The sequence below is a fragment of the Caulobacter sp. DWP3-1-3b2 genome (assembly GCF_049896325.1).
Classification (GTDB): domain Bacteria; phylum Pseudomonadota; class Alphaproteobacteria; order Caulobacterales; family Caulobacteraceae; genus Caulobacter.
Window position 1 is genome coordinate 22218 of record NZ_JAFCUB010000024.1, and the last position, 22946, is coordinate 45163.

Here is a 22946-nt window from a genome sequence, read left to right on the forward strand (position 1 = left end):
GCGTCGGACGTGAAGACCCTGGCTGTGATTTCCCGCAAGGGCGGGGCGGGTAAGACCACCCTGTCGATTAACCTCGCCCTGGCCTCCCACCTCGGTGGCTGGCGAACCATGCTCGCCGACATCGATCCGCAGCGTTCGGCGTCGGACGTCATGCGCGCCCGCACCGAGCCGGGCCCCACCCTGGCCGAAATCAACGCCGGCAAACTTTTTCAGACCCGGTCTCACGCGATCCACGACGCCTATGACGTGATGCTGATCGACACCCCGGCCGCCCCGGACTCCGACGTGGCCGTGGCCGTGAACTCCGCCGATCTCTGCGTGCTGGTGTGCCGGCCTACCTTCCTGGACATCGCCTCGGTGGCGCGCTCGGCCGAGATGGTCCGCCGGCTGGGCAAGGCCGCGGTCATCGTGCTCAGCCAGGCTCCGCCCAAGCGTGGCGCGCTGGAACCGGTGGCCGTGCAAAAGGCGGTCGAGGCCTTGCGCTTCTGCGGCCTGCCGGTCGCGCCGGTCGGGCTGCGCTCGCGGGCCATCTACCAGCAGTCGATCGCCCATGGCCGCTCGGTCGGCGAGTGGGATTCGGCCAGCCCCGCCGCCCAGGAGATTTCGCGTCTCTGGGACCATCTGGCCGCGCAATTGACCCTGGACCAGCAGGCGCGCGGCGCCCGCGCGGTTTAAGCTCGACAAGGATTCCCAGGAAAAACAAGCTCTTGAGGCTGGCGCTAAACCTGCTTGCAAGATATTCCGCAAGTTGAAGTTCTGTTCACACCTGAACCATAACAGTTGTCGCAATCGGTGATCTTGCGGCGCTGACAAGAGGCCGCGCTTATGGGGCGGAGACACCAGATCATGAAGACGATTACAGTGCTTTCTCGCAAGGGCGGGTCGGGCAAGACGACACTGGCCGTGAACCTGGCCCTGATGGCCTTTCTGGCCGGGCGCAAGGTCATGCTGGCCGACATCGATGCCCAGCGTTCGGCCTCCGAGTCCCTGCGACGTCGCGTCGAGCCTGGCCCTACTTTGGTCGACGGCGTAGCGGGCAAGCTGTTCCACGCCCGGTCCACCGCCATGCGCGAGGACTACGACTACCTCTTCATCGACACCCCCGCCTCGCCCGAGACCGATGTCGCCCAGGCGGTGAACCTCTCGGACCTCTGCCTGGTGGTTGGACGTCCCTCGTTCCTGGACCTGGCCCCGATCGTGCGCTCGGCCGAGGCCGTGCGGCGGCTCGGCAAGAGCGGCTTCGTTGTGCTTAACCAGGCCCACACCAGAAAGGCCGAGGTGGCGCCGGTCGCCTATCCGGACATCCTCGAGGCCCTGCGCTTCTGCGGCCTGCCCTTGGCGCCGTACGGCCTGCGGGCGCGCGACGTCTTCCAGACGGCCATGGCGAACGGCCGCTGCGTGCCCGAGTGCGAGGGCGCTGGCCCGGCCGCCCGCGACCTGGAACGGCTTTGGGCCTTTGTCGAAGCGCACATGGTCGCCAGCCGCGCACAGCCGGCCAGGACCGCATTGGCCAGTTGATCTCGCCTTTCACGATCGACCGATCGCTGGCTAGAGCATTTTTCGAGCGAAGTGGTTCCGGTTCGCGTGAAGAAAAATGCGTCAAAACCAAAGATTAGAGCTCACGGCCTGACGCAGTCAGGTCGGGAAATGCTCTAGCGGTCGCCGCCTGTTCAGTTGAGTGCTGAAGGACGCCATCGACTGGGCCTCGCGCGGCCCTCCCTCGGCCTTGGACGGCAAGCTCGCCTGCATCATCGGCGCCTCGCCCGGTGTCACCGGCACAGTCCGCGCCCAGGACGCCCTGCGCCAGTCGCTGCGCATGGTCTCGGCCCAATGCTGGCCGCTCAGCGAGATGCTGGTCGGCCAAGCCCACACCAAGATTGAGGCCGCCGTACTTATGGACGAGAATACCACCGCCTATCTCGGCCGGCGCCTGGCGGCGTTCGTGTAGCGTGTGCGGAATGTGGGTGGCTTTACTCAAACTTCTTCGGGTCGTAGTCGGCCCCGAAGTCCAGCACGAACAGCGGCCCCAGCACCAGGGTCTGTCTGGCGCCGGCCAGCTGTAGCGAGACGCTGGCCTGGCCCTTGTCGGCGTCGATCGTCGCTCGGCCGCGCGAGGTGTAGATCTTCCATTCGGAGCCGGTGATGGCGATCGGCGTGCCCTCGACGATGCCGCCCCAGGGCTCGGCCGCCTGCTGGATCCGCACCGCGCTGACCGTGCCCGAGGCCGGGCCGCCATCGACAGGTTCGGCCTTGGCGTAGAAGGCCACCATCAGCACGTCACCCTTGGTGATCTTGCCCTGCACCGCCTGGCTAGCCCCGATGGTCCAGGGCTTGTCCGGCGCTGCCGTGGCCACCTGCACCCGCAGGCCGCCGCCGCCCGCCACGGCCTTGTCCTTGACGTAGCTGTTCGTCTGGCCCGGACCGTAAAGGGTCCAGGACGTCGATGGCTTGTTGATCGCGTATTTCATGATGTCTTCGGCCGACGAGGCCGGCCGGACGGTCGCCAGGCCCAGGGCCGCGACGGCGGCCAGCAGTACGATCTTGCTCATGGTGTTTCCCCCTTCTGCGACGTCATGCGCCGCGTGGCCGCCCGTGGTCGGGCGATAGGTCGTTTGCTCCCCCGGGCCGCCCGCCATGCGCGACGGCCTCGTTATGATGATAGCGGTACCGCTAGTGTCCTGCCGACGCAAGAACCCCGGTTTTCGGCGTCATGCCGCGTTGCGCCGCGGCAAGCGGGGGCGTAAAGACCGCCGCAATCCTGAAACCGGTCTTTCGAGTCCACGTCCTCCCAGGGGAGTCCTGAACTATGTCGCTCGAGTCCGCCGCCCTGCGGCGCATCGCCCCTTCGGCCACCATCGCCATCAGCGCCAAGGCGCGCGCCCTGAAGGCCGCCGGTCGCGACATCATCGCCCTATCGGCGGGCGAGCCGGACTTCGACACCCCCGATAACATCAAGGAAGCCGGAATCGCGGCGATCCGCGCCGGCAAAACCAAGTACACCGACCCCGACGGCATGCCCGAGCTGAAGGCCGCGATCTGCGCCAAGTTCAAGCGCGAGAACGGCCTGGACTACAAGCCAAGCCAGGTTCACGTCGCGCCGGGTGGCAAGCCGGTGATCTACAACGCCCTGGTCGCCACTCTGGACCCGGGCGACGAGGTGATCATCCCCGCCCCCTACTGGGTGTCTTATCCCGACATGACCCTGCTGGCCGGCGGCACGCCGGTGGCCGTGGAGACTACCGCCGAGAGCGGCTTCAAGATCACGCCGTCCGCCCTGGAAGCGGCGATCACGCCCCGCTCCAAGTGGCTGATCATCAACAGCCCGTCCAACCCCTCGGGCGGCGCCTATACTCGCGCCGAGCTGCAGGCCATCGCCGACGTACTGCTGCGCCATCCGCAGGTCTGGGTGCTGACCGACGACATGTACGAGCACCTGGTGTTCGACGACTTCGAATTCACCACCATCGCCCAGGTTGAGCCCAGGCTCTATGACCGCACCCTGACGATGAACGGTGTGTCCAAGGCCTATGCCATGACCGGTTGGCGGATCGGCTATGCGGCCGGTCCCGAGCCGTTGATCAAGGCCATGGCCAAGATGATCAGCCAGACGACCTCGAACCCCTCGTCCATATCGCAATGGGCGGCGCTGGAGGCCCTGAACGGCACGCAGGACTTCATCAAGCCGCACGCCAAGCTGTTCCAGGAACGTCGCGACCTGGTGGTGTCGATGCTGAACCAGGCGGCCGGTTTGCACTGCCCGACCCCGGAAGGCGCGTTCTACGTCTATCCGTCCTGCGCCGGCCTGATCGGCAAGACCGCGCCCAACGGCAAGGTTATCGAGAGCGACGAGGACTTCGCCGTCGAACTGCTGGAGACCGAAGGCGTGGCCGTGGTCCACGGCGCGGCGTTCGGCCTGTCGCCGTTTTTCCGCATCAGCTACGCCACCGCCAACGACGTTCTGGAAGACGCCTGCACGCGCATCCAGCGCTTCTGCGGCAATCTGAAATAGGCTCCAGGCGATTTGGGGATGCACACCCACCGCGCTGCGCAAGCGGTCGGCTAAACGCCTTGTTATGAGCGTGCATCCCCGCCTGTTCCACGTCATCGCGTAAAAATCGCAACCCTTTGCTCGCGAACCGCGCTAACGGTCCGCGTCGCACGTCTGTGACAAAGGAGGTCGCCGCATGGCCCGTACGCCTAACTATTCTTTCGAACGTCAAGAGCGCGAGCGCCTGAAGGCCAAGAAGGCCGCCGAAAAGGCCGCTCAGAAGGCCGCCGAGAAGGCCGCGCAAAATCCCGACGAGTCCCCTCGGACCCCGACTGACGACTAATGTCCGACGACCAGTGAAAGACGGCCTATGCCCAGTTCTACCGCGTTCAACCATGAAACCGTCGTCCTCGACGGCGAGCACTTCAGCGACTGCGAATTCCGCGACTGCCGTCTGACCTTCGCTGGCGGCAAGGCCCCGGTGTTCGACAACTGCAAGATCGTGGACTGCGAGTGGAAGTTCGAGGGCGCGGCCGAACATACCCTGGCGCACCTCAAGGCCGTCTGGAACGCCGGCGGCAAGGCCCCGGTGCAGGCGATGATCAAGGACATCACCGGCGGCGGACGCTGATCACCGCCGCTTGTTCTTGGAGGACCTGAATGCCAGGGGCGGTCCAGCGGGGCCGCCCTTTCTTGTCGACAGGTCCGCAAAGCCAAGGCCGACGGTTATTCCCTAGGCTCATCGTCGATCCAGTCCGTCAGTCCTTCACGCGCGTGCACCTCGCGCAGGGACGGCATGGCGCGCATCCCCGCCAGGTAGCGGGCGATGTTGGGCCACATGGTCGCGGGCCTGGGCATGTTGCGCGACCAGCGCATCAGCATGGTCGCCAGGAAGTCGACGGTCGATAGCCGCTCGCCCAACATGTAGGGGCCTGGCTGGGCCGCCAGGTGGGCGTCGATGCGGTCCCAGATCGCCGCCAGTCGCGCTGCGGCATTGGCCGTCACCGCTTCCGTCGCAGCCTCTCCCGCCGGCTCATGCGGATAGAACCAGGCCCGGAAGCCCGGCATCGCGATATTGGCCAGATACACCATCCACTGCAGCCAGGCCGCGCGCCCTGGCGCGCCCACTGCCGGGGCCAGGCCCCGATCGGGATGACGCTCGGCCAGGAGCATCAGGATCGCCGCCACCTCGCAGACCGGCGCGCCATCGACGATCAGGGTCGGCACCACGCCGCTGGGATTGAGCTTCAAATAGTCGGGGCTTTTCTGCACGCCCGTGGCCGTGTCGATCAGCGTCAGCTCAAACGACACGGCCATCTCGATCAGCATCCAGTGCGCCGCCAAGCTGGCCGTGCTGGGACAGTAGTAGAGCCGATACATGCGAAAATCCCTCACCCGAGACGGGCGAGGGATCGTTCAGAGCAGCCGAGCTGTCAATCGCCGTGCGATGAATGTCAGTGCTTCTCGCGCCACTGGGCCTTGGCGTCGTCCTGGGTCAGCGAAAGATGCACGGCGTCTTCGTCGATATGGTCGATCCAGCTGATCGGGATCAGGTGGTGCTTGAACCCGCCGCCAAGATCCAGCTTAGCCAGCTCGATCTCGTCGCCGAGCACATGGTCCACGCGACCGACATGCCCGCCGTCCGAGGCGACGACTTCCAGATGTTCGCGGATTTGCGAGATGTCGATCATGGTGGTTCTCCGATGGATGAAAACGTTCGGAGAGCCAACGGGCCAACGGGCCACGGGGTTTCACGAAGCTCTTGCGAGGCGCGAACGTTCTTTACATGTTCTGCTCAAGGGTGAGGTTGGCTGTTCAGCGTGAAGCTTTGCGACCTTCGCCATCCTTGGCTATCAGTCGTCACCCGTCCGATGAGGAATGACAGATGATCAGACCGCTCGCCGCCGCGTTGCTGCTGATACTGACTGGCGCGGCGACTGCCTCGGCCCAGACGGCGTCGGAGGCCGTCGCGAGCGCTCCTGCCCCCGTCGCCGCTGCGTCGGTCGCGCCCCTGCCCCGAGTCGACGCGGTGTTCGCCCCCGACGGCGTCACCCTGACGGACGGCGGCAAGAGCGTGCTGTTCTACCGCACCGCGCCCGCCGATCCGCACGAGTCGGGCCGCTTGAACTATGTCCACCCGATCTGGGCGCCCGACGGAGCCGTGCTGACGGAGGATCGGCCCGCCGACCACTTGCACCAGCGCGGCGCCTTCTGGAGTTGGCATCAGGTCATCGTCGACGGCAAGAATGTCGCCGACGGCTGGTTCATGAAAGGGCTGACCTTCAATGTCCGCGAAAAGCGTTTCAAGGGCGACAGCGCGGGTGGCGGGACGCTGCTGGTCAATGCCGACTGGATCGTCAGTTCCGGACCCGAGGTGGCCTATGTGGCGCGCGAGACCACCAAGGTACGGGTGTATCCGCTGAAGAGCGGCGCTCGGCGCATCGATTTCGACACGGTGATCACCGCGCGGTCCAAAACCCTGGCCTTGGGCGGCAGCGACGACGACAAGGGCTATGGCGGGTTCTCGATCCGGTTGGTCAAGCCCGACCGCTTGGCCTTCGGCTCGAACGGCAAGGCCGTGGCGCCGGCGGTCGGGCCCGTCGAGGCCGGCAAGGCCATGGGCTTCGCCTGGACGCCGGGCGGCGGGGCTCCGGCCTGGACCGTGGGCCTGGCCTGCAAAGCCAACGGCGCGCCGATCACCCGCTGGATCCTTCGCAAGGAGCTGTCGATGCAGAACTGCGTCTTCCCCGGTCGCGCGCCCTTCGTCCTCAAGCAGGGCCAGACCTTGCGCCTGCAATCTACCCTCATCCTGCGGCCAGCGACGCCTCCCAAGAAGAAGGGCTGAGCCTTGGCCGAGATCCTCAACCTTAATCAGGCCCGCAAGGTCAGGGCCAAGACAAACGCCAAGACCCAGGCCGTCGAGAACCGCGCCAAGTTCGGCCGCACCAAGGGCGAAAAGGTCGCCGAGGCGGCGCTAGCCGAGAAGCTCAGGCGTCATTTGGACGGGGCCAAGCGGGACGGCCAAGACGAGGACTGAGGGGGCGCCGGGGAGACGGGGAAGTGAGCCGTCTCAGGGACCAGTTCCTTAGCGAGGAGCCAGATACCGCTTGGGCTTGGGCGGCGTCGGGTTTTGAACGGCGCTTTCTGCGGCGCCGGCCATCCGCCGCGACGTCCTGGCTCGCCGAAATGCCGCCGCTAGATGCTGCAGCGCCAGCACCCAACCAAAGCTGGTTTCCTTATGGGTCTTGATCGCTTCGTCCATCATCGTCGCCTTCCCTGCGCTGCGATGACCGGAAAATCGCGTTTTTGCCATTGGATGACAAACGGGGCCTCCTTGGGTAAACATAAGCCTTACTTATGTCAGACATCCTCGCCACCTTGCCGCTCAGCGCGATCCGGATCTTCGAAGCGGCCGCGCGCCTGAAGAGCTTCACCAAGGCCGCCGACGAGTTGGGCGTCAGCCAGGCCGCCGTCAGCTGGCAGGTCAAGGCGCTGGAGCAGCGCCTGGATCAGTTGCTGTTCACCCGCCTACCCCGCGAGGTCTTGCTGACCCCCGCCGGCGAGCGACTGTCGCGGGCCGCGACCGAGGCCATGGCGATCCTGCGCATGGCGCTGTCGGACCTGATCGATACGGGCGAGGGCGTGCTGTCGATCACCACCGTCCAGAGCCTGGGCGCCCAATGGCTCGCCCCACGCCTGGGCGGCTTCCAGGTGGCCCACGCCAAGCTGGCCGTACGGCTGGAGACCTCCAGCCGCGTCGTGGATCTGCAGCGCGAGAGTGTCGATCTGGCCCTTCGCGGCGGATGGGGTCAGTGGCCTGGCCTGGAGAGCCACTTCCTGGCGCCATCGATCCAGACCGCCCTGTGCACACCCACCTTCCTGGCGCGGATCGGCGGCCTGGCCACGCCGGCCGACCTCGTCGACGCCCCGCGCATCGGCTCGGCGGCCGAGTGGGCGACCTGGTTCGACGCGGCGGGCGTGGCCCCCTGCGACACGCGCGTCGCGCCGCGCCTGATGGCCGACGCCCAGGCGCTGGAAGTGGCCTCGGCTCTGGCCGAGCAAGGCGTGGCCCTAGGCTCGCCGATCTTCTACGCCCAGGACATCGCCCAGGGCCGCCTCGTCGCGCCCTTCGATGTCGTCGCGCAGTATGGCGGCGGCTATTGGATCACCTATCCCGCCGAACGCCGCCGGGTGCGCAAGATCGCCGCCTTCCGCGACTGGATCCTGGCCCAGGCGACTGGGGACCCATTGATCGCGCGGTATCGACATCTGGGCGGCGCCTGAGCGCGCCCTGCCCGTCGCTTATTGCGGCGTGAAGCGATCGCGATAGTGCGCCGGGACGCCTTGATAGACCGTGTTTGGCCCGACCTTCAGCAGCTTGCGGGCCTCGTCGAGCGGCATGGCGAAAAGAGCCGGATAGTCCACTTCCGGCAGCCACGCCGCTGCGCGGCCGTTACGCCAGGCCTCGCGCACGGCCTTGCGATAGGGCTGACCGGTCTTCTGCTTGGTGAACTGGCGTGCGCCGGCCAGGGCGATGAGGGCGAAGCCCAGATTGCGGGTCTGGGCGTAGGAGAAGGCCACCACGCAGACCTCGCCCAGCGAGTCGGTGCCGTAGCCGGTCAGCACATGCCAGACGTCGTGCACGTCGCGCATGCGCCGGCCGTACCAGGCCAGGGGGTGCGGAGCGTCGATGTCGCCATCGACGACCTTGCGGCTCTCATTGGCCAAGCCCTCGGCGGTCAAGCCGCGCGGCGCGATGAAGTCGCGATAGCCCGCGCCCACCGTGCCGGGCCCGAACTGCGCGAGCCAGCTCTTGTCCGACAGGCGTTCGGCGAACTCTTCACGTTCATAGGCGATGCGGCCTCCCTGCGCCGTGCGCATAAGGCGCCGATAGCCCTCGACCACCGACGTGCCGGAGAGGGCGCGCATGATCTCGAACACCTGGGCGGTGTCTTCCTTGTCGGCGATCAGGCGCCGTACGGCCCTGAGCGCCCGCAAAGGCTGCATCTGGAAGGTGTCGCGTTGGCGCCGAACCGGCTGCCGAGTGTTTTGATCATCGAGGGCTTGCGTGGCGGTGATCATGAGGCATGCTCCGGCTGAACCCCATAAAGATGACATTGCGTCATTTTTAATCAAGGGGGTTCGGAGATCCCCGCCACGCGAATATTAACGGCGAGATGGGACGGGCGAGATGGGCAGTCTGAAAAAGCGTTCGATCAACCTGGCCGGTCACGCCACCTCGCTGGCGCTGGAACCGGAGTTCTGGGCCGTGCTGCAGAGCGCCGCGGCGGCCAACGCGGTCAGTATCGCCGGCCTGATCCAGCGCATCGACGCCGGACGCGGCGAGCGGCCCCTGGCTTCGGCCTGCCGGGTCTATGCCTTGCAGTATGGGCAGGCCCACTAGGCCAGGGCATTTTTCGAGCCAAGTGGTTCCGGTTCGCGTGAAGAAAAATGCGTCAAAACGAAAGATTAGAGCTCACGGCCTGACGCAGTCAGGTCGGGAAGTGCTCTAGGTCTCCGCCTTGGGCCCAGGCCTCGGCAACGGGGAAGGCTGCGGATCGGGCATCGGTATACGCGGCAGGCGTGGCAAACCGGGCGCGGCGGGCATTCGCAGCACGATGTCGTTCGATCGAATTGCCAGCAAACCCGTGCGCCAGCTGCTCCACACCAGGGCGACGACGAAAAGCAGGACGACCACCAAGGCCAGTCCTGCCCATCCGATCAGCTGGAGTGGCTGGCCGTTGCGATGACGCGCCATGGCCTGCTTCTACTTCGGCGCGTCCGGAACCTTGGGCGCGTCCAGCTGCGGCGCGGAAACGTTGATATCGACGCTCTTCTTGTGGCTCACGCCGCCCGTGAAGACGAAATAGGCGATCACCGCCACCACGACCACCAAGGCGCCGATGATGAACGCCATGCCGGCGTTGCCGCCCCCGCTCGTATTACCTTCAGCCACTTGATCTCTCCGTGAATTGTCGTCCCGCCGAACAAACGGCAGGCGCCAGTCGTGGTTCCGACACGTGGCGCGCACCGAAGGATTCCCGTTTTGGTCTCGCTTCCAACAGGTAGCACTTAGTGCTATATTTTCGTGATGACTGAGACCAATGAAGTCAGGCGGGTCTTCAAGACGGCTTGGTTCACCGGGGCGGCCAAAAAGGCGCTGATCAAGGACGACGAGCTTTGCGTGTCAGCGGCCGAGGCGGGCCAAGCCGATGATCTGGGCGGCGGGGTGTTCAAGAAGCGCCTCGACAAGAACCGTAGCCGCAGCATCATCCTGACCAAAGGTCGAAGGTATTGGGTTTACGCCTATCTGTTCGCCAAGAAGGACTGAGCCAATATCGACGACGACGAATTGAGGGCCTTTCGCAAGCTGGCCGACCTCTACGCCGAAAAGACCGACGTGGAGATCGACAGGGAGCTAGAGGCCAAGGTGATTGTGGAGATCTGTCATGACCAAGCGCAAGTTTAAGAGCGACGCCTTCGAGGCGATCCATGACAACGTCGCCGGGATGTATCGGGCCGGCACAATCGACAAGGCCACGATGCGCGACTTCGACGCCACGTGCCTCACCGTGCCGCCGATGATCGAGCCCGCGCAGATCAAGCAGCTTCGCGAAAGCAACCATGTCAGCCAGCCGGTCTTCGCCCGCTATCTCAATACCAGCGAAAGCACGGTTGAGAAGTGGGAGGCCGGCGCCAAGAAGCCCAGCGGCGCGGCGCTCAAGTTGCTGGCGATTGTGCAAAAGCACGGGCTGCAGATTTTGGCCTAACCGGCAGACTTGGTGACCCCTGCGACATCTCCGGCCCGAGGGCTTAAGCCGGGCGAAGTTTGTGCTACATATGTTCCATGTCTTCCGTCTTCGACTCGTACCCACCCGCCCCCCCGTCCGCCGACGACTTCCCCGGCGACCTGCCCGCCCCGCGCATCTCCGACCTGGCCCGCCCGCGCGGACCGGAGCGCCCGGTCGCGAACTATTTCGAAGGGCTGAACCCCGAACAGCGGGCCGCCGTCGAGGCGACCGAGGGTCCCGTCCTGGTGCTCGCGGGCGCAGGCACCGGCAAGACCCGGGTTCTGACCACCCGCCTGGCTCACATCCTGGCGACGGGCCGGGCGCGGCCTTGGGAGCTGCTGGTCGTCACCTTCACCAACAAGGCGGCGAAGGAGATGCGCGAGCGGATCACCCACATCATCGGCGACGAGGCCGAGGGGCTGCGTTGGCTGGGCACTTTCCACTCGGTGGCCGCCCAGATCCTGCGCCGCCACGCCGAGCTGGTGGGCATGAAGTCCAGCTACACGATCATCGACAATGACGACCAGGAACGGCTGCTCAAGCAGCTGATCGAGGCCGACAATATCGACGCCAAGCGCTGGACGCCGCGCATCCTGGCCGGACTGATCGACCAGTGGAAGAACCGCGGCTGGACCCCGGACCGCGTGCCGGCCAGCGAGGCCGGCGAGTTCGCCAACGGCAAGGGTATCGCGCTGTACCGGCAATACCAGGAGCGGCTGCGCATCCTGAACGCCTGCGACTTCGGCGACCTGCTGCTGCACAACATCACCATCTTCACTAGCCATCCCGACGTGCTGGCCGATTTCCAACGCCGCTTCCAGTACGTGATGGTCGACGAATACCAGGACACCAATGTCGCCCAGTATCTGTGGCTGCGGCTGCTGGCCCAGGGCCGACAGAACGTCTGCTGCGTGGGCGATGACGACCAGTCGATCTATGGCTGGCGCGGGGCCGAGGTCGACAACATCCTGCGCTTCGAGCGCGACTTCCCGGGCGCCAAGGTGGTCAAGCTGGAGCGCAACTACCGCTCCACCGAACACATCCTGGCGGCGGCGGCCGGCCTGATCAACACCAACAAGAGCCGGCTGGGCAAGACGCTGTGGACCGAGATCCAGGGCGGCGAAAAGGTCAAGGTCAGCGGCGTCTGGGACGGCGAGGCCGAGAGCCGGATGGTCGCCGATGCGATCGAGACCGCGAAGAAGGCGGGCCGAAAATACGCCCAGATGGCCATCCTCGTGCGCGCCTCGTTCCAGATGCGGGCCTTCGAAGAGCGCTTCGTGATGCTGCAGATCCCTTACAAGGTGGTCGGCGGCCCGCGGTTCTTCGAACGGGCCGAGATTCGCGACGCCCACGCCTATCTGCGCCTGATCCAGTCTCCCGACGACGACCTGGCCTTCGAGCGAATCGTCAACACCCCCAAGCGCGGCATCGGCGACACCTCGGTGACCAAGCTGCTGCAGATCGCCCGGCGGGAGGGCATTTCGACGGTTGACGCCGCTCGGGTCATCATCGGCAGCGACGACCTGCCGGCCCGCACCCGCACGGCCCTGAGCAATTTCCTGCGCGACCTGGACCGTTGGCGCGCCCTGGCCAGCACCACGCCGCACCAGCGGGTGCTGGAGGCCGTGCTGGAGGAGAGCGGCTATACCGACGCCCTGCGGCTGGACAAGGGTCCGACCAGCCAGACGCGGCTGGAGAACCTCAAGGAGCTTGTCCAGTCGATGAGCGCCTTCGACACGCTGGAGGCCTATCTTGAGCACGTGTCGCTGGTCATGGACCTGGACAAGGGCGCTGGCGACGACGCGGTCTGGATCATGACTCTGCACTCGGCCAAGGGGCTGGAGTTCCCGCTGGTCTTCCTGCCCGGCTGGGAGGAAGGCGTTTTCCCCAGCCAACGCAGCATGGACGACAAGGGCGAGAAGGGCCTCGAGGAAGAGCGCCGCCTGGCCTATGTGGGCATCACCCGGGCCCGCGAGGAGGCGCGGATCAGCTTCGTGGCCAACCGCCAGGTCTATGGCCGCTGGACCAGCCAACTGCCGTCGCGCTTTGTCGACGAACTGCCCCTGGCCCACGTCGATGCCGCGTCCGAGACCGGCTATTACGGCGGCGGCCCAGGCATGCAGCAGACCGTGGCCTCGCGCTGGGACGAACCCTCCAACACCTTCAGCGCCGGAAGCTATGACAGCCCCGGCTGGAAGCGGGCGCAGGAGCGCACGTCGGGCTTCGGCGAGAAGAACACGCCGACCTGGCGGGCCGGCGGCTCGGCCGCCCGCTCGGCGCCCATCGAGGGCGAGGGCCGGCTTGTGGCGGTCTCGGCCAGTTCGGCGGCCAGCGACCACAAGCGGGGAGACCGGGTGTTCCACGTCAAGTTCGGCTACGGCAAGGTGACTGCGGTCGAGGGCAACAAGCTCAGCGTGTCGTTCGACAAGGCCGGCGACAAGAAGGTGATCGACAGCTTCGTGGAGAAGGCGTGAGGACCGGGCCGTGAGGACCGGGGCGTGAGCGGCGGCCTCAACCCCGCCTCTCCCCTCGCCCGCCTGATGGCCGGCGCGATCCGGCCCGGTCACGTGATGTGGCTCGGCGCGCGACCGGCGCGCCACGCGCCGTTGGTCGCGTTGGACGCGGCGGAGATCACCCGCGAGACAGGGTTGGTCGGCGATCACTACAACGGCCGACCGAACACCGACGGCAAGGGCGGTAAGCGCCAAGTCACCCTGATCCAGGCCGAGGACCTGGCGGCCATCGCCAGCTATCTGGATCGCGACGTCACCCCCCAGCATCTGCGGCGCAACATCGTGGTTGAGGGGATCAACCTGCGCGCCCTGAAGAACCGGCGTTTCCAGGTTGGCGAGGTCGTGCTGGAAGACACCGGCGACTGCCATCCCTGCAGCCGCATGGAAGAGATCCTCGGCCCCGGAGGCTACAACGCGGTGCGTGGACACGGTGGAATCACCGCGCGGGTGATCACCGGCGGCCTGGTGCGGCTGGGTGACCCCGTGAGGGTAGTGGAAACGCCGCTGCCTCTGTTCGACGCCGCCCCGTAATCCACGCATCCGGCGAAGCCGAGGTGTAGGAAGCCGAGACCTCAGTCACACCCATCGACCAGCACCAGCCGGCCATCGGTGGCGCCGTGGCGCAAGGCAAAGAGCGACTTGGCATCGGGGTCGTCGAGAAAGGCCTGGGCCGCCTCGCGTGAAGGGAATTCGAGGATGACCATTCGCTCGGGCCTCCAGTCACCTTCGACGACCGTCGGTTCGGCGCCCTGCACGACGTATCGGCCGCCGTGCTTGTCAATGAACGCTGGGATCGCGGCGACGTAGGGCATGAACGCCGCGACGTCGCGAATGGAAAAGTCGAGCACCAGATAGGCCTTCATCGTGTCCCTCCCGCCGCGCCGCCCTACCCGCGAACCCGCGCCGGGTTACCCACCACCGTCGCGCCGGTCGAAACGTCGCGGGTGACCACGCTGCCGGCGCCAATGATGGCGTCGTCGCCGATGGTCACCCCCGGCAGGATGATCGCCCCGCCCCCGATCCAGACGTTTTGGCCGATCACCACGGGTTTTGAGTACTCGATGCCCGTAAGACGCTCCACCGGATCGCGGGGGTGCTCGGCGGTGTAGATCTGGACGTTCGGCCCGATCGTTGTCCTGGCCCCGATCGTCACGGTGGTCACGTCGAGGATCACGCAGTTGAAATTGAGGAACGCGCCTTCGCCGATGCTGATGTTGCAGCCGTAGTCGCAGTGGAACGGTGGGCGGATGCTGCAGTGGTCGCCGACATGGGCGAACAGTTCGCGCAACAGGGCGTGGCGTCGACCGACCGGCAGGTCCAGAGCGTTGTATCGCCCCATCCAGGCCACCGCCGTTTCGTGGTCGGCCATGATCTCCGGGTCCATCGGACTGTAGAGATCGCCGGCCAGCATCCGCTGCTTCTGAGTACGAAGATCGGTCACGCTAGGGAACTCCTGACTTCAATTCTCCATGCCAGACGATGCGGCGATCGCAAACCTTCACGTTTGGCCTTCGAGCTTCACTGAGTCGGCCTTCTCGCCCCTTGCGCACCCCAAACCCCGCCCCCATTTCGGCTCCTCGCGACCGGCGACCTTCGGCCGGGGTCGCCACTATCCCAACTGAGAAGCCGTTTTGCGCGGCGCCCCTGTGTTAAAGCGGCGCAGCCGCGCGGCAGCCCCTTCCAATGCTGCCGCGTTTCCATATCTAATCCATGTAAGGCGGGTGGTTCGGCTCGCCGGGAGAAAGCGGTCGATGGCCGAGCGAAAGCAAGGCGGACAGAACAACGGCGCGGGTTCTTCGGTAATCACGGAAGTGAAGCCGAAGACGCAGAAGCCTTCGCTGTATCGCGTATTGATCTTGAACGACGACTACACACCTATGGAGTTCGTCGTTTACGTACTTGAACGTTTTTTCAATAAGTCGCGCGAAGATGCGACCCGGATCATGCTGCATGTTCATCAGCATGGCGTCGGCGTTTGCGGCGTTTTCACTTACGAAGTTGCCGAGACCAAGGTCGCCCAGGTGATCGACTCGGCAAGCAGGCATCAGCACCCACTGCAGTGCACCATGGAAAAGGACTGAGGAGCCCTCCCCTTGCCCTCTTTTTCGCGCCCACTCGAAGAATCCCTGCATCGCGCCGTCGCTTACGCCAACCAGCGCAAGCACGAGTACGCAACGCTTGAACACCTGCTGCTGTCGCTCACCGACGACGACGACGCGGCCGGGGTCATGCGAGCCTGCGATGTCGACCTCAATGCTCTGAAGAAGAGCCTCGTCAACTATCTCGATGTCGAATTGGCCTCTCTGGTCGTCGACGACGAGGACGATGCAAAGCCCACCGCGGGTTTCCAGCGCGTGATCCAACGCGCGGTGATCCACGTCCAGTCCTCCGGTCGCGAGGAAGTCACCGGCGCCAATGTGCTGGTGGCGATCTTCTCGGAACGCGAGAGCCACGCCGCCTACTTCCTGCAAGAGCAGGACATGACCCGCTACGACGCGGTGAACTTCATCGCCCACGGCATCGCCAAGAAGGCCGGGTCGTCCGAGCCGAAGACGGCCAAGGGCGCAACGGTCGAGGAAGACGTCGAGAAGCCCAACGCCAAGACCGGCGGCGAGGCCCTCGAAGCCTATTGTGTCGACCTCAACGAAAAGGCCCGCCAAGGCAAGGTCGATCCGCTGATCGGCCGCGCCAGTGAAGTCGAACGCGCGATCCAGATCCTCTGCCGGCGCACCAAGAACAACCCGCTGCTGGTGGGCGAACCTGGCGTCGGTAAGACCGCCATCGCCGAGGGCCTGGCCCGAAAGATCATCACGGGGCAGGTTCCGGAAGTCCTGGCGGGCGCCACCATCTTCTCGCTCGACATGGGCGCGCTGCTGGCCGGCACACGCTATCGCGGCGACTTCGAGGAACGCGTCAAGCAGGTGGTCAAGGAACTGGAGAACCATCCCAACGCGGTGCTGTTCATCGACGAGATCCACACGGTGATCGGCGCGGGCGCTACTTCGGGCGGGGCCATGGACGCCTCCAACCTGCTCAAGCCCGCCCTCGCCTCCGGCTCGCTGCGCTGCATGGGCTCGACCACCTACAAGGAGTTCCGCCAGCACTTCGAGAAGGATCGGGCTCTGGTTCGCCGCTTCCAGAAGATCGACGTCAACGAGCCGACGGTGGAAGACACCATCAAGATCCTCAAGGGCCTGAAGATCTACTACGAGGACTTCCACAAGCTGAAATACACCAACGAGGCCCTGAAGGTCGCGGTGGAGCTGTCGGCCAAGTATATCACCGACCGCAAGCTACCCGACAAGGCGATCGACGTGATCGACGAGGCGGGCGCCGGCCAGATGCTGCTGCCGGAGGGCCGTCGCAAGAAGGTCCTGGGCGTCAAGGAGATCGAGGCCGTCGTGGCCAAGATCGCCCGCATCCCGCCGAAATCGGTGTCCAAGTCCGACACCGAGTCGCTGCGCGAGCTGGAAACCGACCTGAAGCGCACCGTGTTCGGCCAGGACGAGGCCATCAAGCAGCTGTCGTCGGCCATGAAACTGGCTCGAGCGGGTCTGCGCGATCCCGAAAAGCCGATCGGCAGCTATCTGTTCAGTGGCCCGACCGGCGTCGGCAAGACCGAAGCGGCCAAGCAGCTCGCCCAGACGCTCGGGATCGAGATGATCCGCTTCGACATGTCGGAATATATGGAACGCCACACCGTCAGTCGGCTGATCGGGGCTCCCCCCGGCTATGTCGGCTACGATCAGGGCGGTCAGCTGACCGACGCCGTTGACCAGCACCCGCACGCCGTGGTGCTGCTGGATGAGATCGAGAAGGCGCACCAGGACGTCTACAACATCCTGCTTCAGGTCATGGACCACGGGGTGCTGACCGACAGCAACGGCAAGAAAGTCGATTTCAGGAACGTCATCCTGATCATGACCACCAATGCCGGCGCTTCGGATGCTCAGCGCCAATCGATCGGTTTCGGCCGCGACAAGGTGCAAGGCGAGGAAGAGGCCGCTCTCAAGCGCCTGTTCACCCCGGAATTCCGCAACCGCCTCGACGCCGTGGTGGCCTTCAAGCCGCTGACGCCCGAGATCATCCGGATGGTCGTGCAGAAGTTCGTCATGCAGATGGAGGCCCAACTGGCCGACCGGAACGTGACGATCTCGCTGAGCGACGACGCGGCCGACTGGCTGGCCAAGAACGGCTTCGACGAGCTCTACGGCGCCCGCCCCCTGGGCCGGGTCATCCAGGAGCACATCAAGAAGCCGCTGGCCGACGACATCCTGTTCGGGCGTCTGGTCCGAGGGGGCCATGTTAAGGTGGTGCTCAAGGACAGCAAGATCGACTTCGAGATCGAGAGCAATCCGGAGAAACCCGCCAAGGGCTCCAAGGTCGCCGACGAGGCCGAACCGGCCCTGGCCGAATAGGCAAAACGACAGCGAGAGGCCCGGAGCGATCCGGGCCTCTTTGCTTTTCGCCCCCCCTTGAAACGCAAGGTTGATCGCGCCGCGAGAGCCACTTACGCTCAAGGCGTCTTCGGGGGCCTTCATGCATCAACTTTTTCGTTCGCTGGCCGTGGTGGCCATCCCCTTAGTTTGCGCCGGCGCTTGCGACGCCGCCCCGGCCAAGCCTGTGAAGGTCATCGCCATGCCGGCCGCCGATCCCCAAGCCGACGCGCTGCGCGACAAGCTGGGCCGATCGGTGCTCGACGCCCCCGGTGTCGTGCTCCCCGACAATCACAAAGCCCTCGACGCCGCCATGGCGCGGCGGGACTGGGCCTATCTGACCTCGGTCGTACGAGACCCCGGCAGCGCCGAAAACATGATGCGCCTGCTCAACTGGGAACGCTATCAGACCTATCGTGGCGGCGGCTATGGCGTCACCTACATGTATGTCACCACGCTGGCCATGGCGGCCAATTCCTACGATAAGGCCGCCACCAAGGACCCCAGCTTCGCCCAGACAGCGCGCGGCCTACGCATGGGGGCTCTCACTCAACTGCTCTACACATACGCCGTGGTGGCCGTGGACGGCGTACGCTGCGCCGATCTGACGGCGCCGCAGGCTCACCGTGATCAGATCGCCGGGTTCACCGACGAACTGCGGCTTTCGGTCAACCAGCTTTCCCATGAGGAGCGCGTCACGGTCCTGATGGCGGCCGTTCGCCAGGAACAGGAACTGGCCCCTGTGCGCGACGCCGATCCGGACCTCTGTCGTGGCGGCCTCGACGATCTGGGCGACGCCTTGGAGTCCCACCGTGAAAAAGGCACGACCACGGGGCCTCATCCGGGCTACCCCGGCACGACGGTTTCGGTCCCGATCGACCCCGCTAGTCCAACGAAATACAGCGATCGGGCCCTTTGGACCGTGCGGCAGGAGAAGGTGCGCGACGGCCTGCCCGACGCGCTCGGCGCCCTCATTGGCATGACCCGAAACAAATAGCTTTCGTCGCTCCACGTCTCTCTACCGACCTTGTCGTCCCGGCCTCGGATCACTTTACACCCGCCCGCGGCGGTGTTTAAGCTAAAGCGCCGCCGAAATCCTCTCGGCCACGGCCTTCAGGTCCTCCACATCGGCCATGCCCTCGCCGTGCCGGCCCAGGGCCTCGCCGTCGTAGCGCGGAATGATGTGGAAATGCAGGTGGAAGACGGTCTGGCCGGCCGACGCGCCGTTGAACTGGGTGACCACCACACCGTCGGGCTTCAGGGCCGTGGTCACGGCCTGGGTCACCTTCTGCACCGCGCCGATCAACCGGCCCAGGGTCTTGGTCTCGGCCTCGAGGATGTTGCGGGCCTGGCTGGTCTTGGAAATCACCAGCACATGGCCGCGCGACTGCGGAAAGACGTCCATGAAGGCCAGGACCTGGTCGTCCTCGAACACCTTGACCGCCGGGATCTCGCCCCGAACGATCTTGGCGAAAATGTTGTCTGTGTCGTAGCTTCCGTGAAGGCTCATGGCGGTCTCCTGTCTCAAGTGCAGGTCGTAGCAAACCCCGGGGGAGGCGCAAGCATGGGCATGAGCACCGAGACCCTCGCCGAGCGCCAGAAGAAGTGGTTCGCCTCGGTCAAGGAAGGCCTGGCGCGCGACACCGGCAAGAGTCTTGCCGACTGGGTGGCGGTCGCCAGGATCTGCCCGGAGACCAGCCCCCGCGCCCGCCTGGCATGGATGAAGCACCACCACGGCCTGGGCCAGAACCGGGCCAGCTTTGTGATGTCCGAAGCCTTTCCAGAGGCCAACAGGATCGGCGAGGACGTCGGCGCGCAGCGCGCGGCTCTATGGACCGATCCCGCCTCCGCCGCGATCCTCGAAGCCCTGGAAAAGGTCGTCGCCGACTTGCCAGGCCTGATCACGGGCCAGCGCAAGGCCTTCACCGTCTGGTCGCGCGGCTTCCAGTTCGCCGCGGCCAAGCTGGCCAGGGGCGGCGTGGTGATGCTGGGCCCGGCCGCAGCGCCGGATGTTTCACCTCGCCTCATCCCACCCAAGAACGAAGGCTGGTCCGAACGGTTAAAGGCCAAGCTCGTCCTCGCCGCGCCGTCCGAGGTCGATGAGGATCTTAAGGGGCTGCTGAAGGCCGCCTGGGAAAATTCCTGAAGCCTTTCGAGGAACGGTCGCCGCGCCCCTTCGTTGGCTAGCGAACGGAGGAACGTCCATGTCCAATGAAGCTGAAATCGTCACCAAGTTTTGGAAGTCGCTGAAGTCCGACAGGACGGCCATGGTCGGCCTGATGGGGGTCGAAGGCGGCCGGGCTCAGCCCATGACCGCGCAAACCGAAAGTGACGAGGGCGGTCCGATCTGGTTCTTCAGCTCGTCGGAGACCGACCTCGTCTCGGCCCTGACGACCAAGAGCCGGGCCGATCTGCATTTCGTGTCCAAGGGCCACGACCTGTTCGCCTCGGTCGAGGGCGACCTGGAGATCGACACCGATCGCGCCACCATCGACCGACTGTGGAATCCTTTCGTCGCCGCCTGGTTCGAGGGCCAGGACGATCCCAAGATCCGCCTGCTACGCTTCGACGCCGGTCAAGGTCAGATCTGGTTGAACGAGCATAGCCTGTTCGCGGGCGTCAAGATGCTGCTCGGGCGCGACCCGAAGGCCGACTATAAGGACAAGGTCGCCGCGACCAATCTGGGCTAGCGCATTTTTCGAGCGAAGTGGTTCCGGTTCGCGTGAAGAAAATGCGTCAAAACAAAAGATTAGAGCTCAAGGCCTGACGCAGTCAGGTCGGGAAATGCTCTAGCGTTCTTCGCGGAACGGCGAGAATTCTTCGGTCAGCATCTCGATCTCGGCGCTGACCGCCTCGCGCTCCCGCTCCAGATAGCGCGCCACCGGCTCGCGCAGGGCGGGGTCGGCGATCCAGTGGGCGGAATAGACCGGGCTGGGCAGATAGCCCCGCGCGATCTTGTGCTGCCCCTGGGCGCCGGCCTCGACGCGCGGCAGGCCCAGGCGAATGCCGTGCTCGATGGCCTGGTAGTAGCACAGCTCGAAATGCAGGAACGGCACGTCCTCGGCGCAGCCCCAGTGGCGGCCGTAGAGGCAATCGCCGCCGATCAGGTTTAAGGCGCCGGCGATCCACGGACCGCCGGGACGGCGCGCCATGATCAGTAAGACCTTGTCGGCCATTCGTTCGCCCAGCAGCGAATAGAAGGCCCGGTTCAGATAGGGCCGGCCCCACTTGCGGCCGCCGGTGTCCATGTAGAAGCCGAAGAATGCGTCCCAGTGATCCTCGGTCAGCGCGTCTCCGGTCAGAGCGACAATCTCCAGGCCGGCCTGGGCGTCACGCCGTTCGCGGCGAATGGTCTTGCGGCGATTGGACGACAATGCCGCCAGGAAGTCGTCGAAGGTGGCATAGCCGTTGTTGTACCAGTGATATTGCTGGTCCTGCCGCAGCAGCATGCCGCGCTGGCCCATCCAGGCCCACTCATCGGCCTTCGGAAACGTCACGTGCAGGGACGACGCCTCGAGCCGGTCGCATAGGGTCAGGGCCCCGCCCAGCAGGGCCGAGCGGCCATCGTCTATATCGATATCCGGCCGGACGATCAGCCGCGGCCCGGTGACCGGCGAGAACGGCGCCGAACACTGCAGTTTGGGGTAGTAGCGCCCCCCGGCCCGCTCGTAGGCGTCGGCCCAGCTGTGGTCGAAGACATATTCGCCTTGGCTGTGGGACTTCAGATAGAGCGGCATGACCGCCGCGACACGGCCGTCCTCGTCCAGCACGCTGAGATGATGCGGCGCCCAGCCGGTGCGATCGACGGCGCAGCCGCTCTCTTCCAGGGCGTGGAGGAAATCGAAGCTGACAAACGGATCGCCGCACGGCCCGGCGCAGGCGTCCCAGGCCTCGCGGCCGATCTCGACGATGCGCCGATGGATGCGCACCTCCGCCTTGACGGCTGTCACGCGGCGAAACCCTCGAAGATCATGTTGTCGCAATGGTCGCTGACGCTGTCCCACTGCTCAGCCGAGCGCACGGTCCAGGCAATGATCGGCATGCCCTTGGCCCGCAGCAGATCGGCGCGTGGACTGGGCAACATGTCCATGCCTAAGGCCAGGAAGTCGGGCCGGGCGATCTCGACATGCTCCAGCGCCGCGAGCGACTTGCGCATTTCCGGGGCCAGCCTGCGGGCGCTCTCGTCGGCCCAGCCGTAGCTGTCCAAGCCCCGCAGGATCTGCGGCTGGTGCTCGGCGAACCAGGCATGGGAATAGGGATTGAAGCCGATCACGGCTGTCGGGCCGTTGTGGTCGAGCAGGATGTCGGAGACCCGCTTTTCGAGCTCGCCTACCTCACCGAACGGGGTCTTGAGCTCGATATAGACCATGGCCCGGTGGCCTATCACCGTCAGGGCGTCCGCCAGGCTGGGAATGGTCTCATCCGTGCCCGACAGCGTCAGTCGTTCCAGGTCAGCAGCGGTATGATCCCGCAGCTTGCCCACCGCGCCTGTCAGTCGCTCCAGGTGGTCGTCATGAAAGACCACCACGTGATTGTCGGCGGTCAGTTGCACGTCCAGCTCGATGGCGTAGCCGCCGGCGCAGGCGGCCTGAAAGGCGGCTAGCGAATTTTCCGGCGAGCCGCCCGGCGTCCACAGGCCCCGATGCGCGATGGCCGGTTCGAACAGCCGCTCCCAGGCCTCGCCGAACGTCTGGGCTTCGGGTCTTGGCCGGGCGCGCATCAGAACACCTCGACCACGGCGTCAACCTCGACCGAGAAGCCCAGCGGCAACCTGTAGACCCCCACCGCCGAGCGAGCGTGGCGTCCGGCGTCGCCAAACACCTCGACCATAAGGTCCGAGCAGCCGTTGATGACCTTGGGGATGTCGGTGAAGTCCTGGCTGACCTGGACGAAGCCGCCCAGCTTGACCACTCGCTTCACTCGGTCCAGATCACCGGTGGCGAGCTTCATCTGGGCCAGCAGATTGATACCGCAAAGCCGCGCGCCTTGCTGGGCCGTTTCGAGATCGACGTCGGTCCCCACCGTGCCCTTGAGGCCGCCATTGGCGTCGAGCGAGATCTGGCCGGAGATGTGGATCAGGTTCCCGGTCTGGACGAACGGAACATAGTTGGCCACCGGAGCGACCGGTTGCGGCAGCACGATTCCCAGCTCCGTCAGACGCTCTTCGACCTTCGACATCATACGCTCCAAAGACTGGAGCCCATGCTTAGCGCCGCAC

Annotated in this window: 32 protein-coding genes; 19 read left to right on the forward strand and 13 right to left on the reverse strand. The window is 65.5% G+C overall.

Annotated elements, in window-relative coordinates; translation table 11 throughout:
• The first annotated feature begins 9 nt into the window (after window positions 1–9).
• The 3 genes from ACP7AG_RS14740 to ACP7AG_RS14750 all read left to right on the forward strand — a co-directional run bounded on the left by ACP7AG_RS14740 (window position 10) and on the right by ACP7AG_RS14750 (window position 1948).
• Entirely contained in the window at window positions 10–675 is a 666-nt protein-coding gene (locus tag ACP7AG_RS14740; RefSeq protein ID WP_426012597.1) for an AAA family ATPase, read from the forward strand.
• A 171-nt stretch (window positions 676–846) separates the two neighbouring features.
• Complete coding sequence (locus ACP7AG_RS14745) at window positions 847–1518, forward strand: AAA family ATPase (RefSeq protein ID WP_426031711.1); 672 nt, start codon at window positions 847–849, stop codon at window positions 1516–1518.
• A 160-nt stretch (window positions 1519–1678) separates the two neighbouring features.
• Window positions 1679–1948 (forward strand): NADPH-dependent FMN reductase, encoded by a 270-nt coding sequence (locus ACP7AG_RS14750; RefSeq protein WP_426012599.1) that lies wholly within the window; start codon window positions 1679–1681, stop codon window positions 1946–1948.
• 22 nt (window positions 1949–1970) lie between these two features.
• On the opposite strand, the gene ACP7AG_RS14755 is transcribed toward ACP7AG_RS14750, so the two are convergent.
• Complete coding sequence (locus tag ACP7AG_RS14755) at window positions 1971–2549, reverse strand: hypothetical protein (protein WP_426012600.1); 579 nt, start codon at window positions 2547–2549, stop codon at window positions 1971–1973.
• 257 nt (window positions 2550–2806) lie between these two features.
• On the opposite strand from ACP7AG_RS14755, the gene ACP7AG_RS14760 reads away from it, so the two are divergent.
• The 3 genes from ACP7AG_RS14760 (at window position 2807) to ACP7AG_RS14770 (ending at window position 4619) form a co-directional block, all read left to right on the forward strand.
• Window positions 2807–4009: a pyridoxal phosphate-dependent aminotransferase gene (locus ACP7AG_RS14760; RefSeq protein ID WP_426012602.1), complete on the forward strand. Its 1203-nt coding sequence runs from the start codon at window positions 2807–2809 to the stop codon at window positions 4007–4009.
• 175 nt (window positions 4010–4184) lie between these two features.
• A complete protein-coding gene (locus ACP7AG_RS14765; RefSeq protein ID WP_426012604.1) occupies window positions 4185–4331 on the forward strand; it encodes a hypothetical protein in 147 nt (48 codons plus the stop codon).
• Between the two features lie 27 nt (window positions 4332–4358).
• Window positions 4359–4619 (forward strand): hypothetical protein, encoded by a 261-nt coding sequence (locus tag ACP7AG_RS14770; RefSeq protein ID WP_426012606.1) that lies wholly within the window; start codon window positions 4359–4361, stop codon window positions 4617–4619.
• 95 nt (window positions 4620–4714) lie between these two features.
• Here ACP7AG_RS14770 and ACP7AG_RS14775 read toward each other — a convergent pair whose 3' ends face one another.
• Both ACP7AG_RS14775 and ACP7AG_RS14780 read right to left on the reverse strand, forming a co-directional pair.
• Window positions 4715–5368 carry a glutathione S-transferase family protein gene (locus ACP7AG_RS14775; RefSeq protein WP_426031713.1) on the reverse strand — a complete coding sequence of 218 codons (654 nt, stop codon included), beginning with the start codon at window positions 5366–5368 and terminating at the stop codon, window positions 4715–4717.
• A gap of 74 nt (window positions 5369–5442) precedes the next feature.
• Window positions 5443–5679: a DUF2171 domain-containing protein gene (locus ACP7AG_RS14780; RefSeq protein ID WP_426031715.1), complete on the reverse strand. Its 237-nt coding sequence runs from the start codon at window positions 5677–5679 to the stop codon at window positions 5443–5445.
• 194 nt (window positions 5680–5873) lie between these two features.
• Between ACP7AG_RS14780 and ACP7AG_RS14785 the strand changes: the two genes are divergently transcribed.
• Both ACP7AG_RS14785 and ACP7AG_RS14790 read left to right on the forward strand, forming a co-directional pair.
• On the forward strand, window positions 5874–6833 hold the full coding sequence (locus ACP7AG_RS14785) for a DUF6807 family protein (RefSeq protein WP_426031717.1): 960 nt from the start codon (window positions 5874–5876) through the stop codon (window positions 6831–6833).
• Between the two features lie 3 nt (window positions 6834–6836).
• A complete protein-coding gene (locus ACP7AG_RS14790; RefSeq protein WP_426031719.1) occupies window positions 6837–7025 on the forward strand; it encodes a DUF4169 family protein in 189 nt (62 codons plus the stop codon).
• Between the two features lie 48 nt (window positions 7026–7073).
• Here the strand turns inward: ACP7AG_RS14790 and ACP7AG_RS14795 are convergent, their stop codons facing one another.
• A complete protein-coding gene (locus ACP7AG_RS14795; RefSeq protein WP_426031721.1) occupies window positions 7074–7253 on the reverse strand; it encodes a hypothetical protein in 180 nt (59 codons plus the stop codon).
• A 92-nt stretch (window positions 7254–7345) separates the two neighbouring features.
• On the opposite strand from ACP7AG_RS14795, the gene ACP7AG_RS14800 reads away from it, so the two are divergent.
• Window positions 7346–8272, forward strand: coding sequence for a LysR substrate-binding domain-containing protein (locus ACP7AG_RS14800; protein WP_426031723.1), 927 nt, complete (start codon window positions 7346–7348; stop codon window positions 8270–8272).
• 18 nt (window positions 8273–8290) lie between these two features.
• Here ACP7AG_RS14800 and ACP7AG_RS14805 read toward each other — a convergent pair whose 3' ends face one another.
• On the reverse strand, window positions 8291–9070 hold the full coding sequence (locus tag ACP7AG_RS14805) for a Coq4 family protein (RefSeq protein ID WP_426031725.1): 780 nt from the start codon (window positions 9068–9070) through the stop codon (window positions 8291–8293).
• A 109-nt stretch (window positions 9071–9179) separates the two neighbouring features.
• Between ACP7AG_RS14805 and ACP7AG_RS14810 the strand changes: the two genes are divergently transcribed.
• Window positions 9180–9392 (forward strand): ribbon-helix-helix domain-containing protein, encoded by a 213-nt coding sequence (locus ACP7AG_RS14810; RefSeq protein WP_426031727.1) that lies wholly within the window; start codon window positions 9180–9182, stop codon window positions 9390–9392.
• A 105-nt stretch (window positions 9393–9497) separates the two neighbouring features.
• Here the strand turns inward: ACP7AG_RS14810 and ACP7AG_RS14815 are convergent, their stop codons facing one another.
• Both ACP7AG_RS14815 and ACP7AG_RS14820 read right to left on the reverse strand, forming a co-directional pair.
• Window positions 9498–9746, reverse strand: coding sequence for a hypothetical protein (locus ACP7AG_RS14815; RefSeq protein WP_426031729.1), 249 nt, complete (start codon window positions 9744–9746; stop codon window positions 9498–9500).
• A 9-nt stretch (window positions 9747–9755) separates the two neighbouring features.
• Entirely contained in the window at window positions 9756–9944 is a 189-nt protein-coding gene (locus ACP7AG_RS14820) for a hypothetical protein (protein ID WP_426031731.1), read from the reverse strand.
• A 135-nt stretch (window positions 9945–10079) separates the two neighbouring features.
• Here ACP7AG_RS14820 and ACP7AG_RS14825 point away from each other — a divergent pair, with 135 nt between their 5' ends.
• The 4 genes from ACP7AG_RS14825 to ACP7AG_RS14840 all read left to right on the forward strand — a co-directional run bounded on the left by ACP7AG_RS14825 (window position 10080) and on the right by ACP7AG_RS14840 (window position 13823).
• Complete coding sequence (locus ACP7AG_RS14825) at window positions 10080–10319, forward strand: type II toxin-antitoxin system RelE/ParE family toxin (RefSeq protein ID WP_426031733.1); 240 nt, start codon at window positions 10080–10082, stop codon at window positions 10317–10319.
• Between the two features lie 118 nt (window positions 10320–10437).
• A complete protein-coding gene (locus ACP7AG_RS14830; RefSeq protein ID WP_137803657.1) occupies window positions 10438–10758 on the forward strand; it encodes a helix-turn-helix domain-containing protein in 321 nt (106 codons plus the stop codon).
• 77 nt (window positions 10759–10835) lie between these two features.
• Window positions 10836–13253 (forward strand): ATP-dependent helicase, encoded by a 2418-nt coding sequence (locus ACP7AG_RS14835; RefSeq protein ID WP_426012627.1) that lies wholly within the window; start codon window positions 10836–10838, stop codon window positions 13251–13253.
• Window positions 13254–13277: 24 nt separating this feature from the next.
• Window positions 13278–13823, forward strand: a complete 546-nt coding sequence (locus ACP7AG_RS14840; RefSeq protein WP_426012628.1) for an MOSC domain-containing protein — start codon at window positions 13278–13280, stop codon at window positions 13821–13823.
• Between the two features lie 41 nt (window positions 13824–13864).
• Here the strand turns inward: ACP7AG_RS14840 and ACP7AG_RS14845 are convergent, their stop codons facing one another.
• The gene (locus ACP7AG_RS14845; RefSeq protein ID WP_426031736.1) at window positions 13865–14155 is read right to left on the reverse strand and encodes a DUF1330 domain-containing protein; all 291 of its coding nucleotides are present in this window, start codon (window positions 14153–14155) and stop codon (window positions 13865–13867) included.
• Between the two features lie 23 nt (window positions 14156–14178).
• On the reverse strand, window positions 14179–14733 hold the full coding sequence (locus ACP7AG_RS14850) for a sugar O-acetyltransferase (protein ID WP_426031738.1): 555 nt from the start codon (window positions 14731–14733) through the stop codon (window positions 14179–14181).
• Between the two features lie 310 nt (window positions 14734–15043).
• Here ACP7AG_RS14850 and clpS point away from each other — a divergent pair, with 310 nt between their 5' ends.
• The 3 genes from clpS (at window position 15044) to ACP7AG_RS14865 (ending at window position 18725) form a co-directional block, all read left to right on the forward strand.
• On the forward strand, window positions 15044–15373 hold the full coding sequence (gene clpS, locus ACP7AG_RS14855) for an ATP-dependent Clp protease adapter ClpS (RefSeq protein ID WP_426012631.1): 330 nt from the start codon (window positions 15044–15046) through the stop codon (window positions 15371–15373).
• Between the two features lie 12 nt (window positions 15374–15385).
• Window positions 15386–17710, forward strand: a complete 2325-nt coding sequence (gene clpA / locus ACP7AG_RS14860; RefSeq protein ID WP_426031740.1) for an ATP-dependent Clp protease ATP-binding subunit ClpA — start codon at window positions 15386–15388, stop codon at window positions 17708–17710.
• A 121-nt stretch (window positions 17711–17831) separates the two neighbouring features.
• Entirely contained in the window at window positions 17832–18725 is an 894-nt protein-coding gene (locus ACP7AG_RS14865) for a hypothetical protein (protein WP_426031742.1), read from the forward strand.
• Between the two features lie 81 nt (window positions 18726–18806).
• Here the strand turns inward: ACP7AG_RS14865 and ACP7AG_RS14870 are convergent, their stop codons facing one another.
• Complete coding sequence (locus ACP7AG_RS14870) at window positions 18807–19238, reverse strand: HIT family protein (protein WP_426031744.1); 432 nt, start codon at window positions 19236–19238, stop codon at window positions 18807–18809.
• Between the two features lie 60 nt (window positions 19239–19298).
• On the opposite strand from ACP7AG_RS14870, the gene ACP7AG_RS14875 reads away from it, so the two are divergent.
• Window positions 19299–19874, forward strand: coding sequence for a DUF4287 domain-containing protein (locus tag ACP7AG_RS14875; RefSeq protein WP_426031746.1), 576 nt, complete (start codon window positions 19299–19301; stop codon window positions 19872–19874).
• Window positions 19875–19932: 58 nt separating this feature from the next.
• Window positions 19933–20418 carry a pyridoxamine 5'-phosphate oxidase family protein gene (locus ACP7AG_RS14880; RefSeq protein WP_426012638.1) on the forward strand — a complete coding sequence of 162 codons (486 nt, stop codon included), beginning with the start codon at window positions 19933–19935 and terminating at the stop codon, window positions 20416–20418.
• A 99-nt stretch (window positions 20419–20517) separates the two neighbouring features.
• Here the strand turns inward: ACP7AG_RS14880 and ACP7AG_RS14885 are convergent, their stop codons facing one another.
• From ACP7AG_RS14885 to ACP7AG_RS14895, 3 genes are read right to left on the reverse strand one after another with little or no spacing between them, the layout of a single operon-like run.
• The gene (locus ACP7AG_RS14885; protein WP_426031748.1) at window positions 20518–21678 is read right to left on the reverse strand and encodes a GNAT family N-acetyltransferase; all 1161 of its coding nucleotides are present in this window, start codon (window positions 21676–21678) and stop codon (window positions 20518–20520) included.
• On the reverse strand, window positions 21675–22448 hold the full coding sequence (locus ACP7AG_RS14890) for a glycerophosphodiester phosphodiesterase (protein ID WP_426031750.1): 774 nt from the start codon (window positions 22446–22448) through the stop codon (window positions 21675–21677). Before ACP7AG_RS14890 ends, ACP7AG_RS14885 begins: the two co-directional genes overlap by 4 nt.
• Window positions 22448–22906 carry a RidA family protein gene (locus tag ACP7AG_RS14895; protein ID WP_426012643.1) on the reverse strand — a complete coding sequence of 153 codons (459 nt, stop codon included), beginning with the start codon at window positions 22904–22906 and terminating at the stop codon, window positions 22448–22450. Before ACP7AG_RS14895 ends, ACP7AG_RS14890 begins: the two co-directional genes overlap by 1 nt.
• Window positions 22907–22946 lie beyond the last annotated feature (40 nt).

Coding starts and splice junctions, on each gene's coding strand:
- ACP7AG_RS14890 (WP_426031750.1), bottom strand. CDS start 22,448: ATGCGCGCCCGGCCAAGACCCGAAGCCCAGACGTTCGGCGAGGCCTGG.
- ACP7AG_RS14760 (WP_426012602.1), top strand. CDS start 2,807: ATGTCGCTCGAGTCCGCCGCCCTGCGGCGCATCGCCCCTTCGGCCACC.
- ACP7AG_RS14895 (WP_426012643.1), bottom strand. CDS start 22,906: ATGTCGAAGGTCGAAGAGCGTCTGACGGAGCTGGGAATCGTGCTGCCG.
- ACP7AG_RS14815 (WP_426031729.1), bottom strand. CDS start 9,746: ATGGCGCGTCATCGCAACGGCCAGCCACTCCAGCTGATCGGATGGGCA.
- ACP7AG_RS14825 (WP_426031733.1), top strand. CDS start 10,080: ATGACTGAGACCAATGAAGTCAGGCGGGTCTTCAAGACGGCTTGGTTC.
- ACP7AG_RS14745 (WP_426031711.1), top strand. CDS start 847: ATGAAGACGATTACAGTGCTTTCTCGCAAGGGCGGGTCGGGCAAGACG.
- ACP7AG_RS14880 (WP_426012638.1), top strand. CDS start 19,933: ATGTCCAATGAAGCTGAAATCGTCACCAAGTTTTGGAAGTCGCTGAAG.
- ACP7AG_RS14805 (WP_426031725.1), bottom strand. CDS start 9,070: ATGATCACCGCCACGCAAGCCCTCGATGATCAAAACACTCGGCAGCCG.
- ACP7AG_RS14780 (WP_426031715.1), bottom strand. CDS start 5,679: ATGATCGACATCTCGCAAATCCGCGAACATCTGGAAGTCGTCGCCTCG.
- ACP7AG_RS14785 (WP_426031717.1), top strand. CDS start 5,874: ATGATCAGACCGCTCGCCGCCGCGTTGCTGCTGATACTGACTGGCGCG.
- ACP7AG_RS14770 (WP_426012606.1), top strand. CDS start 4,359: ATGCCCAGTTCTACCGCGTTCAACCATGAAACCGTCGTCCTCGACGGC.
- ACP7AG_RS14865 (WP_426031742.1), top strand. CDS start 17,832: ATGCATCAACTTTTTCGTTCGCTGGCCGTGGTGGCCATCCCCTTAGTT.
- ACP7AG_RS14810 (WP_426031727.1), top strand. CDS start 9,180: ATGGGCAGTCTGAAAAAGCGTTCGATCAACCTGGCCGGTCACGCCACC.
- ACP7AG_RS14765 (WP_426012604.1), top strand. CDS start 4,185: ATGGCCCGTACGCCTAACTATTCTTTCGAACGTCAAGAGCGCGAGCGC.
- ACP7AG_RS14775 (WP_426031713.1), bottom strand. CDS start 5,368: ATGTATCGGCTCTACTACTGTCCCAGCACGGCCAGCTTGGCGGCGCAC.
- clpS (WP_426012631.1), top strand. CDS start 15,044: ATGGCCGAGCGAAAGCAAGGCGGACAGAACAACGGCGCGGGTTCTTCG.
- ACP7AG_RS14795 (WP_426031721.1), bottom strand. CDS start 7,253: ATGATGGACGAAGCGATCAAGACCCATAAGGAAACCAGCTTTGGTTGG.
- ACP7AG_RS14845 (WP_426031736.1), bottom strand. CDS start 14,155: ATGAAGGCCTATCTGGTGCTCGACTTTTCCATTCGCGACGTCGCGGCG.
- ACP7AG_RS14875 (WP_426031746.1), top strand. CDS start 19,299: ATGAGCACCGAGACCCTCGCCGAGCGCCAGAAGAAGTGGTTCGCCTCG.
- ACP7AG_RS14870 (WP_426031744.1), bottom strand. CDS start 19,238: ATGAGCCTTCACGGAAGCTACGACACAGACAACATTTTCGCCAAGATC.
- ACP7AG_RS14835 (WP_426012627.1), top strand. CDS start 10,836: ATGTCTTCCGTCTTCGACTCGTACCCACCCGCCCCCCCGTCCGCCGAC.
- ACP7AG_RS14755 (WP_426012600.1), bottom strand. CDS start 2,549: ATGAGCAAGATCGTACTGCTGGCCGCCGTCGCGGCCCTGGGCCTGGCG.
- ACP7AG_RS14800 (WP_426031723.1), top strand. CDS start 7,346: ATGTCAGACATCCTCGCCACCTTGCCGCTCAGCGCGATCCGGATCTTC.
- ACP7AG_RS14830 (WP_137803657.1), top strand. CDS start 10,438: ATGACCAAGCGCAAGTTTAAGAGCGACGCCTTCGAGGCGATCCATGAC.